General features: G+C 67.9%; 10 protein-coding genes, 1 tRNA gene and 1 pseudogene. 2 read left to right on the forward strand and 10 right to left on the reverse strand.

What is annotated here, in order from left to right; all coding sequences use genetic code 11:
- Positions 1-180: 180 nt before the first annotated feature.
- Both ATK36_RS14515 and ATK36_RS14520 read right to left on the reverse strand, forming a co-directional pair.
- The gene (locus ATK36_RS14515; RefSeq protein WP_098514897.1) at positions 181-5,076 is read right to left on the reverse strand and encodes an RHS repeat-associated core domain-containing protein; all 4,896 of its coding nucleotides are present in this window, start codon (positions 5,074-5,076) and stop codon (positions 181-183) included.
- 400 nt (positions 5,077-5,476) lie between these two features.
- Entirely contained in the window at positions 5,477-6,904 is a 1,428-nt protein-coding gene (locus ATK36_RS14520; RefSeq protein WP_170069734.1) for an aminopeptidase P N-terminal domain-containing protein, read from the reverse strand.
- Between the two features lie 32 nt (positions 6,905-6,936).
- On the opposite strand from ATK36_RS14520, the gene ATK36_RS14525 reads away from it, so the two are divergent.
- Complete coding sequence (locus ATK36_RS14525) at positions 6,937-7,587, forward strand: TetR/AcrR family transcriptional regulator (RefSeq protein WP_098511906.1); 651 nt, start codon at positions 6,937-6,939, stop codon at positions 7,585-7,587.
- On the opposite strand, the gene ATK36_RS14530 is transcribed toward ATK36_RS14525, so the two are convergent.
- The 4 genes and pseudogenes from ATK36_RS14530 to ATK36_RS32880 form a co-directional block, all read right to left on the reverse strand.
- Positions 7,550-8,842, reverse strand: coding sequence for an alpha/beta hydrolase (locus tag ATK36_RS14530; RefSeq protein ID WP_098511908.1), 1,293 nt, complete (start codon positions 8,840-8,842; stop codon positions 7,550-7,552). The genes ATK36_RS14525 and ATK36_RS14530 overlap by 38 nt on opposite strands.
- 183 nt (positions 8,843-9,025) lie before the next feature.
- Positions 9,026-9,376, reverse strand: a pseudogene (locus tag ATK36_RS14535) (suppressor of fused domain protein); the annotation flags it as partial.
- Between the two features lie 151 nt (positions 9,377-9,527).
- Complete coding sequence (locus ATK36_RS34230; protein ID WP_281259063.1) at positions 9,528-9,656, reverse strand: hypothetical protein; 129 nt, start codon at positions 9,654-9,656, stop codon at positions 9,528-9,530.
- 55 nt (positions 9,657-9,711) lie between these two features.
- Positions 9,712-9,873, reverse strand: coding sequence for an ankyrin repeat domain-containing protein (locus ATK36_RS32880; RefSeq protein WP_211291881.1), 162 nt, complete (start codon positions 9,871-9,873; stop codon positions 9,712-9,714).
- A gap of 124 nt (positions 9,874-9,997) precedes the next feature.
- Here ATK36_RS32880 and ATK36_RS14545 point away from each other — a divergent pair.
- A tRNA-Lys gene (locus ATK36_RS14545) sits at positions 9,998-10,070 on the forward strand.
- Between the two features lie 5 nt (positions 10,071-10,075).
- Here ATK36_RS14545 and ATK36_RS14550 read toward each other — a convergent pair.
- From ATK36_RS14550 to ATK36_RS14565, 4 genes are all read right to left on the reverse strand, one after another.
- Positions 10,076-10,327, reverse strand: coding sequence for an SAM-dependent methyltransferase (locus tag ATK36_RS14550; RefSeq protein WP_245914737.1), 252 nt, complete (start codon positions 10,325-10,327; stop codon positions 10,076-10,078).
- Positions 10,328-10,470: 143 nt separating this feature from the next.
- Positions 10,471-10,749, reverse strand: coding sequence for a hypothetical protein (locus ATK36_RS14555; RefSeq protein WP_098511911.1), 279 nt, complete (start codon positions 10,747-10,749; stop codon positions 10,471-10,473).
- Between the two features lie 8 nt (positions 10,750-10,757).
- The gene (locus ATK36_RS14560; protein ID WP_170069735.1) at positions 10,758-11,510 is read right to left on the reverse strand and encodes an IclR family transcriptional regulator; all 753 of its coding nucleotides are present in this window, start codon (positions 11,508-11,510) and stop codon (positions 10,758-10,760) included.
- A 753-nt stretch (positions 11,511-12,263) separates the two neighbouring features.
- Positions 12,264-13,187 carry a spirocyclase AveC family protein gene (locus ATK36_RS14565; protein ID WP_170069736.1) on the reverse strand — a complete coding sequence of 308 codons (924 nt, stop codon included), beginning with the start codon at positions 13,185-13,187 and terminating at the stop codon, positions 12,264-12,266.
- Positions 13,188-13,246 lie beyond the last annotated feature (59 nt).

Below are 13,246 nucleotides of genomic sequence, written 5' to 3' on the forward strand. Positions count from 1 at the left end.
TCACGCCAACCTAGGATGCGCCGGGCGGTCTCGGCGGCAGGTCGGCACGTTGCTGCCACCGAGGCTGCCGCAACGGCCCGGGACCCGTAGGCGCCGAAGTGCGGTGAAGGGGCCCTTCACGGACTCTGATTCCGTGAAGGGCCCCTTCACAGCCTTCAAGAAGCGGCACGTCGCGGGCGCTCACTTCTTGGCGAGCGGTTTGGTGGTCGCGCCCGGCCGGTGGTTGAACTGGTCGAAGCTGTCGTGCGACCCGTCCGGGGCCTTCAGGTTCATGAACCGGTCGATCACCCCGTCCAGATCCTCCGGGCCGAACCGTTCCGGGTGCTGCCCGATCTGGTTGAACTCGCGGAACGAGCTGGACCAGTCCTCGAACTGCTGCGACTTGCCGCCGGGCCAGTCGAAGTCGGCGCTGTCGCGGATGTCGTTGAGCAGCGGCCGCTGTTGCTCCGGTGTCTCGAAGTGCCGGTATTCGCCCGAGAAACCCTTGCTGTTGGGGAACGCGTCGTAGATCGGCTTGGCGAACTCACCTTTCAGCGGCTTGCTGTAACCACCGGACTTGTCCAGCGCCTTCTCCGGGTTCATCGGCGGATCGGGATGGGGCTTGCCGGAGGGGGTGTACGTCCCGTCGACCCGCTTCTCGACAACCGGGAAGTTCTTCACGATGGCCCCGAGTGAGCTGTTCGTGGTCCCTTCCCCGATGGGCAGGTTCTCCTTCTTGCTGTTGAGCTGTTTGAGCACCTCGGGATATTTCTCGTTGTACATTTTGTCCCGCTCGGGATGCCCCGGCGGATAATGATGATTGACCCATTTCTGCAGGTTGTCGCGCATGGTCTGGAACGAGATGATGTGCCGCCCGTCCCAGCGCTCCCCCGGCTTGCTCGCCCGCTCCGGGATCTTCCAGCCGTTCAGCGGGCCGTTCGGGTCCGCTTTCTGGTCGAGCAGGTGCTGGTTGGTCTCGTTGGTCCAGGGAACCCGTTCCCACGGGTCGTTCTTCGTCTTCTTCGAGTTCGGCTGCGTGGTGTCGTCCGGCGGGTCCTCGGCCTTCCGCTTGTTCGAATTGCCCGACGGAGTGTCGCTGCTGCCGCCTGAATTGGCGGCATTGTGCCGGCTTTGCGGGTCGGTGGCCGCGGCCTTGTTCTTCGCCTCCAGCTCTTTCCGCTCGCATTCGGTGAGCAGGCCGATCGCGTCGAATTCGGCGAACGGGTCGGCGACGTACGCGGTCGGGTTCGAGCCCGCATCCATGCCGAGCGGATCCTGGCTGAGATACCGCGCCGTGGCCGGGTCGTAGTAGCGGAAAACGTTGTAGTGCAAGCCGGATTCCAGGTCCGCGTACTGGCCGGGGAAACGCAGCGGGGTGCCCGACGGCGACGGAACCGGCCGCACCCGGCCCCACAACGTCCGGGCGCCGCGCCAGGCCACCCGGCCTGCCTCGTTCACCAGCTCGGTCGGCGTGCCGACGCCGTCGGTGACGAAGGTGAAGAACCGGATGCCTAACGCGTCACGTTCCAGCTGGGCGACCGGTTCGCCGGTGCCGGGCCGCAGTTCCCAGGTGGTGGTGCGCCGGGCGCCGGTGGCATCGGCCTGCTCCTGCTCGACGAGTGTCGTGCCGTCCCAAGTGAAACGCACCCATTCGGCCACGGAACCGTCCGGCCGCAACCGTTCCTTCGCGATCCGCCTGCCGAGCGGGTCGTACCGGTAGCGCCATCGCCCGCCGTCCGGGGTGCGCAGGCCGGTCAGCCGTTCGCCGGTCCACTGGTATTCCCAGGTCCGCGGACCGCCGGGACCCGGTTCGTGGTGCCGGGTCCGCCGGGCGAGGCCGTCGTACTCGTCGGTGCCGCCTGTGGCGCCGGACCACTGGGTGAGGTTGCCCGCCAGGTCGTAGCCCAGCTGTTCCTGCCCGGCGGCGCCGGATACCGAAACGATGCGGCCGGCTGCGTCCCGCGCGTAGCCTGTGGTGCCGATCTGCTCGTCACGCACCCCGGCGAGACTGCCGTCGGCGGCGTAATCGAACGCTCGGCGCAGCACGCCACCGGCCGGGGTCGACAGCGTCTGCCCGGCCAGCAGGCCACGCGGGCTGTAGGTCTGCTGCAGCACGCTCACCGCATCGGCTTCGCGGGAGAGCACGCGGCCATTCTCGTCGAGCCGGAAACGCACGGTGTGTCCGCCGGCTGCGAGGGCCACCGGGCGATCCTGGTCGTCGAAGGACCACTCACTGTCCACTCCGGACGGTGTCCGCCGTCGGATGGTGGCCTGTTCCTCGTCGTAGGCGAAGGTGACCGAACGGCCGTCGATGGTCTCGCGCACGACCCGGCCCCGCTCGTCCCGCTCGAACTCCACCACCGAATCCGCCGAGGCGACCCGCGTGACCTCGCCGACCGGGTCGTACTCGTAGGTCGTCGTCCCGTGCGGGGCCCGGACCTCGACGAGGTTGCCGAGCAGGTCGTATCGGTTCTCGGTGACCCCGCCCGGCCCGATGACGCGCACCAGCTGACCTGCCGCGTCGTACTCGAAAGTCCAGGTCCGACCGCCGAAGTCGGTCTGCCCGCTCAGCCGCCCCGCGGCGTCGTAGCGCAGCGACCAGACCTGGCCCAGCGGATCGGTCACCGATACCAGCTGCAGCGCCCTGTCGTAGCCGTACTGCGTGCGCGCGCCCGCCGGGTCGGTGACCGCGATGAGCTTGTCGAACGGGCCGTATTCCCGGCGGGTCAGCCTGCCGAGTTCGTCGATGTGCTCAAGTTCGTTGCCTTCGCCGTCGTAATGCCACACCTCGCGCTCGCCCCGCGCGCCGGTGCGGGCCGAGGGCAGGCCCTCGACCGTCCAGCCGAGCAGGACCCGGCCACCGGCCTCGCGCACCGAACGCGGCCTGCCGAACTGGTCGCGTTCGGCAGGCTCGGGCAGCACCTCGGCGACGGCCGGGGGCAGCGCCGCGCTCGCCGCACCGACCTGCGTGGTCACCGGGTCGGGGGCGGCGCCGGACTGATAATCCCGACGCCACAGGCGATCCTCGATCCGCATGGCAACCGCGGTCAGCTCGCCTTGCTCGTGGGTGAGCGTGACCACGCTGCCGTCCGGGCGGATGACGTGACGCAGAGTGCCTTCGGAGGCGTAGTCATAGGTGGTGCACCGGCCGAGCGGATCGACCCGGGTGATCAGGTTTTCGCTTTCGTCCCAAGCGAATTCGGTGACCACGCCGAGCGGGTTGGTCAGCCGCACGGTCTGGCCGCGCTCGTTCAGCTCGTAGCTCGTCACGTGGCCGAGGGCGTCGGTGTAGCGGGTGCGGCCCGGCTCGTAGTCGAAGGTGCCGTCCATGAAGCCCTCGGCGCCGACGGTCCGAATGCAGCGGCCGTGCGCGTCGTAGAGGTAGCGGTACCAAACGCCGTTGCGGTCCTGCCAGCCGGTCAACCGGCCAGCGTCGTCGTAGTCGAAACGCAGCGCGAGGCCCGAGGAGTTCACCACCGCGTTGAGGTGGCCGCGCTCGTCGTACCCATAGGTCTGGACCACTACGTCCGGCACCTGCTCGGCGCCGAGGACCCGCATCTCGATCAGGCGGCCTTTCGCATGCCGGAACGCGACGCGGGCGCCGTCGGAGTGCTGAATCCCTTTCAGGATACCGGTTTCGTAGGTGAAGCGCGCGGTCTCGCCGTTCGCGAAGAGAATCTCCTGCACCGGCAGCACCGCACCAGGCCGTACGCCGGAGCCGGCGAACCACAGCATCCTTCCCTCATCGCTCTGGTCGAGCGTGAAACTGCCGTCGGCGTCGCGGTGCAACATCCAGCGTGGGCCACTCGCCGGCTGGACCGGCGCGCCGGGCGCGGTCAGCGGGTAGGTCAGGATCGTCCCGTCCGGACCCACGAAGCGCACGTCGTGCCGGCCGATTTCGAGGCGCTGGTCCTCGGTGGCCGCCCAGGTGGTGCCGAACGAGCGCCCCGCGCGGTAGGAGGAGAGGTGCACGCGGCCGATCCGGAACGCCCCCAGTTCCAGGTCGACCTGCTCCATGATCACCTCGCCGGTGGCGATGTCCACCGGGTCGCCGCAGGTGTTCTTCTTCTTCGGTGGCACCTCGTCCCGGCACACCCGCCGATCCGGTACCGGCCGGTCATGGGTGTCGGGCTTCGACGTCGACGAGGAGCCGCCGCCGTTGGTGGCAGCCCCTTCCCCGTCACCCCCACGCTCACCGGGTGGCGGCGAATCCGGTTTGCCCGAACCGTGGGTGCCGCCGTCCTTCGGGGGGCTGTGGCTTCCCGCGGTCGTGGTGGCGTCGTCCTTGCCCGGGGAGCCTTTGGGGGTGTCGATGTCCTTGGGCTTGCCGCCGGGCTTCGGCTTGCCGCCCTTGATGCCCTTCAACGCCTTTCCGGCTTCCTCGAACAGCGTCCCGGCCTTCTTCAGCAGCGGCATCAGCGCTTTGAGGGCTTTGACCAGCTTCGTGGTGACCTGGGTGATCTTCGACGCCGTCTTCGCCACCGCGGAGACGACCTGCGGCACCACCCAGGTCATCCCGATGCCCATGGTGAACACCACCTGCAACGCCCAGCTGATGAGGTGCCCCACCAGGTCGGCGATCGTGTCCCGCACCAGCGACCGCACCGCCGCCACGACCTCACCGGCGGTCTTGACCCCGCTGGCCGCGCCCTCCGAGCCTTTCTGCGCGCTGGCGATCAGCTGCGAGGTGTCCTCGGCCTGCTTGCGATACGCGTCGGCCGCTTCGCCCTGCCAGCCCTCCAGGTCCTTCTTGACCAGCTCCGTCAGCTCACCCGAGACGCTTTCCAGCTCCTTGGCGACATTCGTCCACGTCTCGGCCTGGGACTCGATCTCGTCCGCGTTGCCGGTGAGCGCGTTGAGCGCCTCCTTGAGCGGGCCGACGTGCTCCATCAACCAGCCCACCCCGGCCGCGAAGATCGCGCCGAACGGGTCCATCACCGCCGTCAGCACGTCCAGCGCGGTCCCCACCGCGCCGATGGCCACCGCCGCCCAGTTCTTGCTCTCGATCGCGTCCTTCAGCCCCGTCGCGTCTTCGAGCAACGGCACCCCGGCCACCGCCGAAGTCTCCTTTACCGGCGCCACCAGCGGATTGGACACCGAACCCCCCTTCACCAGGATGACCTTGTGCCCGGTTGATCTTACGCGGGCCGGGGGTCGTCACGCCTTGCCCGATTGGTCTGTGCCTGTGCCGCCCGGCTGTGCCCGAAGGCGGGTATCGGCTGGTCTTGGTCCCGTACCCGGTGGTGGAACGATCACGGGGAGGGACCGCATGGGGTTACGACGGTGCCGGAGGCGCTGCGGGCCACATGAAATACAACCTCGTCCGCCCTTTGGCCGGAGCCGCCCTCGCCCGCATCCGAAAAGCCGCCGCTCGTTACGTCGAGATGTACCGTGACCAGCTGACCAGCACCGTGCCCGCACTTCATGGGGAACAGACGAGTCCGGCCGGCCACTCGCACCCACTCCTTCGTACCGAACCGGCACCGCCCAGCACCCGCTAGCGGTCCTCCAGCCAGCTCTCGACCTCGCCCGCTTTCGTCGGCAGTGCGGCGGAAAGTACCTCCACACCATCGGCAGTGACCACGACATCGTCCTCGATGCGGACTCCGACCCCACGCAGGTGTTCGGGCGCCCACTGGTCGTACGGCGAGAAGTAGAGGCCGGGTTCGATGGTGAGGCAGTGGCCGGCCTGATAGGTGCCCGCCGCGTATTCCGCCGCGATCACACCGGCGTCGTGTACGTCCGCGCCGAGCATGTGCCCGACTCCGTGCGGCGACCACCGGCGAGCGGCCTCGGTGTCAGGCAGGTGCGCCAGCGCGGGATGCGGGAGTACGCCGAGGCCGCGCAGCCCGTCCGCCAGAACTGCGCGCGCAGCCTCGCCGGCCGCGGCGTACGGCGCGCCAGGGCGCACCGCGGCGAGGGCGGCTGCGTGAGCCGCCTGCACGATGTCGTACACATCGCGCTGTACGGCGGAAAACCGTCCCGACACCGGAAACGTGCGCGTGACGTCGGAGCTGTACAGCTCAGCCCCTTCGACCCCGGCGTCAAGCAGGAGCAGGTCGCCCTCGGCGATGCGGCCGTCGTTGCCGAACCAGTGCAACACGGTCGCGTGCACGCCGGCGCCGACCACAGGCGTGTAGGAAAAACCGCGGCCACGCAACCGCGCGTGCAGCGCGAAAAGTCCTTCCACGTATGCCTCGCCGTGCTGCAGCAGCTGGCGACGCTCGGTGGCGACCGCTTCGAAGCCGTGCACCGCGGCGTCGACCGCGTCCTGAAGCTGCGCGATTTCGTACTCGTCCTTGATCAACCGCAACCGCGCGAAGTGTCGTTCGAGTTCGCCGTCGTCGTCGACCGAAAGGGCATCGACGCGCGGATCGAGGCCTCGCACGGCGCGGGCGGAGAGCCCGGCGACGCGCCGTTCCAGCTCGTCGATCGGCCGCACGTCGAGGCCTAGCCGCTTGCTCAGCACCTCAGACGGAACCGGCGGCCCGTCCCAGATCGCGCCGCGGGCGATGTCCAGCAACGCCATCGGGTCGCCGAGAGGCGGGCGCTGGTCCACGTACAGCGTCCAGTCGCCCTCTGCGGACAACACCAGCACGGCGCCCGCATCCGTCGGTCCGGCGAGCCACATGTGGTCGGTGCCGGGGCGGAAAGGATAGTGCAGGTCATTGGTACGGCGAACGAGCACGCCGACGGGCACGAGCACCGTCGTACCCCGCAGCTCCGCGGCCACCCGGTCGCGACGTGCCCGCCGGGGCGCGGTGCCCGTCCACTCGGAATCGTCGAAGGACGACGCCTGCCACCCCTCGGTCATCGCGTGCAGGAACTCGCGGCCTATATTCCCGCTGCGACCGGCTTCGGCGATGAGACGGTCGAGATGATCCCAGTCAGGGTCGACGCTCTCGGGGCGAACGCTGTCGGACATCATTTCTCTCCATTTCGGTACGGTGCTGAACGATGAACGCCTCTCGCCGTGGCCGCGGCACGTCGGCCGGACTGAGCCGCGAGTCGATCGTCACCGCGGGAACCCGGGTGGCGAGACGACTCGGTCTGTCCAACGTATCGCTGCGCTTGGTGGCGCAGGAGCTGGACGTCACCGCGGCCTCGCTCTACAACCACATGGCAGACAAGGAAGAACTCGTCGACGCCATCGCCGACGCCTTCATCGGCGACTTGCTGGAGCAGCCCCTGCCCGCCGACCCGATGCGACGGATCCGTGAACTGGTCACGCGGCTGCACCGAGCGGGGATCGACCAGCCGGGGATGCTCAGCAACACGGTCGGCCACATCCCGGAGATGTCGGGCTCCGCGCAAATGGCGTACGCGGAACAGATGCTCGCGGCGCTCATCGAGGCCGGCGCCTCTGAGCCGCAGGCGCACGTGTTGTACCGGCTGCTGGTCACGGTCGTCGTGGGCGATTCGGTGGCCGCAGCCAACCTCAGGGCCCCGCGGCGACGCCCGTTGCAGGATCGGGTCGCGGACCGCATAGCCGACACCGGCCCGCTGACGGCCCGCTACCTCGCCCGGCACCCCCACGGGCATCGCGACGACATCAGCGCTCACCTCGACTTCATTCTGCGAGATCTGCCGGCTGAGCCGAAGGCGTGAGCAGCGCGGGCAACCCCTGCTCGATCGCCGCATGCACCGTGAACATCTCGTGCCCCGAGGGATATTCGAGCAGGCCGGCGACGTCGGCGCCCGCATCACGGAGCGCGTCGTGGAAGCGACCGGCGCTGCTCACCATCGTGGTGTCAGCCGCGACGCCCGGCAGGCCGATCGCGGTGGCCTCCAACTGCCCCACCGCGAGGAACCACCTGGCCCGCGTGCTGCCAGGCCGCACCTGGCGGGCGAGCCATTCGCCCGGCTCGGTGTTCGGGTCGGGCGTGAAGAACAGGCTCGCGGAGATCGGCAGCGCGGCGCCGAAGAGATCCGGACGATGCAAGACCGTGTACGCCGTCGCGAGCCCGCCGTAGCTGAAACCGGCCAATACACGCTGCGCGACGGGAGGAAGCAGCCCGCGCTCGTCGAGCCAGGGGAAAAGCTCGTCGGCGAGCGCCGCCGGAAGGACGGGATTGCACGCCATCTCGACCATCCGCGAGGTCGGCGAGAGATTGTGCCAGAGCACGACCCGCACCGGCGGGACACGACCTTCGGCGATCGCGGCGTCGAGGTGCTCCAGCACCAGCCCTGGACGGCAGTGTTCACCGTCCAGCACCACGACCAGCGGCAAGTCGTCGCCCCCGTTCGCCGGCCGGTAGAGGTCAACACGCCGCCCGCCCGGGAGCACATGCTCCTCGACCCGCTCGGAGACGTCCGGCAGCGACGGCAGCGCGACGGCATCGGGCATGACCAGCACGCTGTTCCGCGGTTCGCCGGAATCGCTGAGCGGATCGGTCACCCGGCGCGGGTTGTACGGATCGGGGCGTATCGAACGGGCATAGGCGGCGACGAACGCGGCCTGCTGCTCGGGGTCGGACACTGTTGCCATCATTTCCTCGGTGGTGTCGCCGAGCACGGGCGGGTCCACCTGGAAGCGGTACGCCGTCGTCACATCATGGGCCACGCGAAGCACCAGAGTCCAGACATCCGTGCCTGCCACACGCCGCATCCGCTCGCTGGTGCGCGGAGGTTCGAGCATGAGAGCCTGGGTGCCGAGTTCGACCTGGTCGACATCGTCGACGTACACGAAGGTCACCAGCGCATCCGGCGCACCCGCGATCTCCTCGATGATCGGCCCGCGCGCGGCGGCGACGTCGACCAGCAGCGCACCGACAGCCGCATCGGGATCACGGGCGAACTCGGCTTCGAAACGACCGAGGCGCGGACTCGTGGACGTCACCCGGCTTCCGGCGCGGTCGGTCATGCTGGCCTCCGCTTCTCCACTTTCGATTTCTCCGCGTTCGATTGAAATGAACGGCGGTAATTTACGCCAAGGCTGACAGCCACAGGAAGGCTTGTCAACTGGCCCCGGCCGACGGGTTCACGGGCGCTGAGTGCCGGCCCCGGACAGCGAGAGCGCCGCACTTCTCCGCACGACGGCGATCGGCTAGTCAGCTCGCGTGACGTCGAGTAGTGCCGGGTCGGTAGCTTCCAGCGTGTCCAGGCCGGATGTTTGCGCTTGGCGGACTTCGGTGCCGGTGAGCGGGATCAGGGTGACGAGCTGGATGGCGACAGTACCGTTGTTCACGATGGCGTCGAAGGCTTCGTCGAGGTAGGGATGGCCGGTGGCGAGCAACCCGTGGATCTGGGTGCGGTCGAGGATCAGTGTCGGGGTCAGTTGCGGCACTGCAGGCCCGCGGTCGGTAGCGAGGATCTGCTCGAACAGCACGGTGACCAGCTGGGCCGCCGCACCATCTTGGCCGGGCAGGACCGAGCAGACGAGTTCCTGCGGCTTGAGCGCGGCGACGTCGAGATCCGAGAGCCCGCGGGTGGCGAAGGTGACGAATTCCGGCCGCTCGTAGCGCCCAGCTCGACACCACGGTCGAACTGCGCGGCGTGTTGGCCTTCACCGAGGAAGCGAGTGAAGTGCTCGGCGAGTTCGGGCTGGGTCACGGGGCGAGCAGCTCCCTCAGGTCGTCGGGGAAGCCGAACTGGCCTTTCGCGCGGTCACTCGGCGTCCATCCGTGCATGTCCACGCTGGCCTTGTCGGCGCCGCGGTCCACCAGGAGTTTGATCATCGCTCCGTCCGGGCTTTGCCGCCACCGGTTGACCGCGAGGTGCAGCGGCGTGATCTCACGATCGGCGCGCCTCGATGTCCGCCCCGGCGTCCAGCAGCGCCTCGGCAGCGTCCAGCGCGCCGTTGTCGACGGCGAAGTACAGCGGGGTCCACCACCCGCGCCGCTCCGCCAGCAGCGACCGACGTCGACGAGCTCGCGGCCGACCTGTGGATGACACTTCGACACCAGCAGCCGCCATACGGCCCGGGAGCGCCAAGCCGGCGATCACTCCGCCGCGCCACGGCCAGCAAACCCACCCAGGCCGCACGGCTGCCGGCTGCCTACAGCTAAGCTGTCCTCGCGGGCCGCTAGCTCAGTTGGTAGAGCAAGGGACTTTTAATCCCTGGGTCCAGGGTTCGAGCCCCTGGCGGCCCACAACATCAACACCCTTGCTGACCAGCGGGGATGGCCCGTTTACGGCTTGCCCTTGCGGTCGAGTACTGGCTGTCCAGGAACACGTCGGCGCCGGGCAAGCTGACGAGGCTGCGTTGGTCCACTTCCAGCAAGGCGCGGCCGTGGGCGGCGACAATGCAATCGGCGTCGGCGTGGACGATCCGAGCTTCGGCGTTGTGGTGCCGGGCAATCTCGTGGGTGTTGTCAACGGGGTGGGGCAGCCCGACGCCCGCAGTCAAGGAACTGGTCGACCGATGCCGGCGAGGTACCACGCACCGGACCGCAAGCAATTCCTGCGCAGCGTCGGACTCGGCGCCGGCACGCCCGCATCAGCAATCCCGCCAGTGCACCTGGAGCTTTTCGTTCTCGGCATCAGCACCGGTCAGAGTGGTGGGGTGTGGCACTGCGGCGACGCCGTGCCACGGCATTCTGTCGGTTGCCGTGCGTTCGACGGCGCATGGCATATCTTGTGAAAATTGCGAGAGACAAGGCGGCAATTCCGTGGCAGCGCCGCGGGTTTGCGCGAGTCCGCAGCGGACGCTTGGGTGTCGAGCTTGCCGTCGGCGCGGAAGGCGAACACGTTTCCGCCGTCGTGCAGAGTGACCCGGCCGCTGGTGTCGAGCGCGAGGACGCCATCCTCGCCCAGCAGGTTGCGGAACATGCCCTCGATCAACGGTAGTACAGACGGAGTTTCCGGAGGGCGACATCGACGCCCCGCGCGCTACGGCGCAGGTTGGGGATGGCTTGGTGTACGGGAAATCTGCTGGTGTAGTCGGCGAACGCGATACCGGCCAGTACCTGTCCGCCTCGATCGTGTACGGGCACGGCTGCACAGGATATGCCTGGTAGGTGGTTCTCGTGGTCGATGGCGACCCCAGTACGCCGGATCTCGGCCAGGTCGGCGTCCAGTCCGTCCGAGCGGATGGCCGCGCGGTGAGCAAATGCCGGTGACCCCGCCTGACGAGTGGTCGCGATGGCCCGCTGGCGCGCGTCGGCCAGCAATAGTCTGCCCAGGGCGGTGCCGGGTAGAGGCCGGTTGTCATCCAGTCTGCGCAGCAGGTGCGGCGTGTGGTGGCCGTAGAGGCGTTCCAGGCTGTGCACCTGCCCGTCCGCGAGCACTCCCAGGTAGACCATTCCGCCGAGTGTCCTGTGCAGGTCGAGCAGGAATGGTATAGCCACGTCCCGTAGGACGCCGGACTGGTGCGGGTCAGCGGGGTGCGTCGCGGCCAGCACGCCCAGCCGCTCGCCGAGTACGTACTTGTATCCCCACCGGTCCACCAGTCCGTGCGCGCACAGTGCACTCAGCAACCGGTGAGTCGTGGCCTTCGGCACCCCTGCACGCCGGGCGATCTCACTGAGACCACATGGCTGGGTGTCGCTGTCGGCAACCACGTCCAGCACCTGCAACGTGCGGCCGATCATGCTCGTCCTGTCGCGGTATCCACCACCGTAAGGTTCGTTGCCTGCGGTGGGTTGTGCATGGCGTAGCCATCTGAAGCAGGCGGCATCGCATGACGGACGTTGCGAGACGCCCCCGCAGCGGGACGACTGCCGCACCGGCCGCGAGTGCCTGTGGCCGCGGGCACGGAAATTGGCGCGCGCATCGGTGTTTCCCCCGGGATGAACAGCAGCTCGGGGCGCCCGCCCTCCGCTGGGTGACACGGATCGGCGGCGGGTGCCATGATCGGCATCAGGCCGCGCCGGGCGCATCCATCACGTGGCACCAGACCCGAAAGCTGGTACCGGGCGAGCCGCCGCGCGGCCCGCGAGCGCTCAGCGCCTGGACAGATGGTGGCATAGCGAGGCATTACCGTTACCCAACGACGTTAAGCCATTTTTTTCCTACACGCAACGCCTTACCCCGACTGGAGCAACCATGATTCCCGGCACCGCTGAGGAATCAGCGTGCAGTCGCGGATCTCGGTGACGAACGCCGCCCGATCCACATGGGTGAATACCCGCGCCGACCCTGGCGCCGGGGAAGTCTCGCACAAAAATTCACCGAGGCATGACATTATCTCTCAAAGGCCACAAGTTTCCCAAGTATTGCGGAAATCGCCCACGGCGATGCACGCGGCATCGCGAAATCATGGCACACCCGGAAAATCTGAGCGCCTTCATGGTCATCACCTCACGGAGTGCGGCCGGCAGAGAGCTATAGCCAACAGAAAGATGTCAGGCGACTGACATGTGTGCAATAAGCGCATCTCCGATGACATAGAACAATATGCATAATTGTCCGAATCCAACTCCGGCGAGCAGCCTGAGCAAGGATCGGTTACTACCGCGCAAGAAATGCACTTCGGTGTTGCGACGCTCCGCCCAGTAGATCGCGACCGCCCCGGGCAGGGCGATGAACAAGGTGGCCGGAACAACTGTGTACAGTGGGACCTGATGGGGCTGCCCGGCAAAGATCGCCAGGCTTGCCGGAATACCCCAGCGATATGTTCCGGCGAGCATCCAGGGTCCTTCTATGACAAGCTCGGTGACGAGCGAGGCCAGTACGGCCGCGGCGAGCAATGTGGGCAGTCCCCACCGTGGCCTGGCTCGCGCAATCCCCCGGATGATGAACAGTGCGATATAGATCCACCAGATCACGATGCAGGTCGCGATTCCGGTGACTGCGACGACCGATTCCACCTGCTGGTCCGGCTCGGGTCCATGCCAGCCGGGGATGTAGGGGCCCCAGGTGCTCACATGGAGGACATGATGCGATACCACTTCCACGAGGTCTTGATAGTTCACAATGGGCGTCAGCCAGAAGCCGGAGAGGCATCCGACGAACAGTGCCGCAAAGACGCTGACACGGCCTTCGCGGCGGGATGTGCGTACCGAATACCAGGCGCTCGCGCACACTACCAGCGCGAGGATGATCTGCGTCGCCCACAGGACTACCGTGCGGGCTGGTGATATTTCGTCACGGGGCGGCACGGAATGTACGCCACCGTCGGGGACCCAGCGGACCAGTACCCACCCTTCGGCAGCGAGGAACAGCGCGCCGATTCCGGCCCAGACGACAACAGGCGTCAGCCTGCGCCGACGCGTGTCCAGGCCATCCGGGCGGCTCGTGTCAGAAGTACCGACCCGACTGCTGCTCATGGGCTGTCTCCTGTGCGGTGTTCGAGACGATTGGCTGGTGTCGTGCTGGATGTCCCGTA

The sequence above is a fragment of the Amycolatopsis sulphurea genome (assembly GCF_002564045.1).
Classification (GTDB): Bacteria; Actinomycetota; Actinomycetes; order Mycobacteriales; family Pseudonocardiaceae; genus Amycolatopsis; species Amycolatopsis sulphurea.

Excerpts from the sequence above, each read along its gene's own strand:
- ATK36_RS14520 (WP_170069734.1), bottom strand. The coding sequence starts at position 6,904 with ATGTCCGACAGCGTTCGCCCCGAGAGCGTCGACCCTGACTGGGATCAT.
- ATK36_RS14525 (WP_098511906.1), top strand. The coding sequence starts at position 6,937 with ATGAACGCCTCTCGCCGTGGCCGCGGCACGTCGGCCGGACTGAGCCGC.
- ATK36_RS14530 (WP_098511908.1), bottom strand. The coding sequence starts at position 8,842 with ATGACCGACCGCGCCGGAAGCCGGGTGACGTCCACGAGTCCGCGCCTC.
- ATK36_RS34230 (WP_281259063.1), bottom strand. The coding sequence starts at position 9,656 with ATGATCAAACTCCTGGTGGACCGCGGCGCCGACAAGGCCAGCGTGGAC.
- ATK36_RS14555 (WP_098511911.1), bottom strand. The coding sequence starts at position 10,749 with ATGTTCCGCAACCTGCTGGGCGAGGATGGCGTCCTCGCGCTCGACACC.
- ATK36_RS14560 (WP_170069735.1), bottom strand. The coding sequence starts at position 11,510 with ATGATCGGCCGCACGTTGCAGGTGCTGGACGTGGTTGCCGACAGCGAC.
- ATK36_RS14565 (WP_170069736.1), bottom strand. The coding sequence starts at position 13,187 with ATGAGCAGCAGTCGGGTCGGTACTTCTGACACGAGCCGCCCGGATGGC.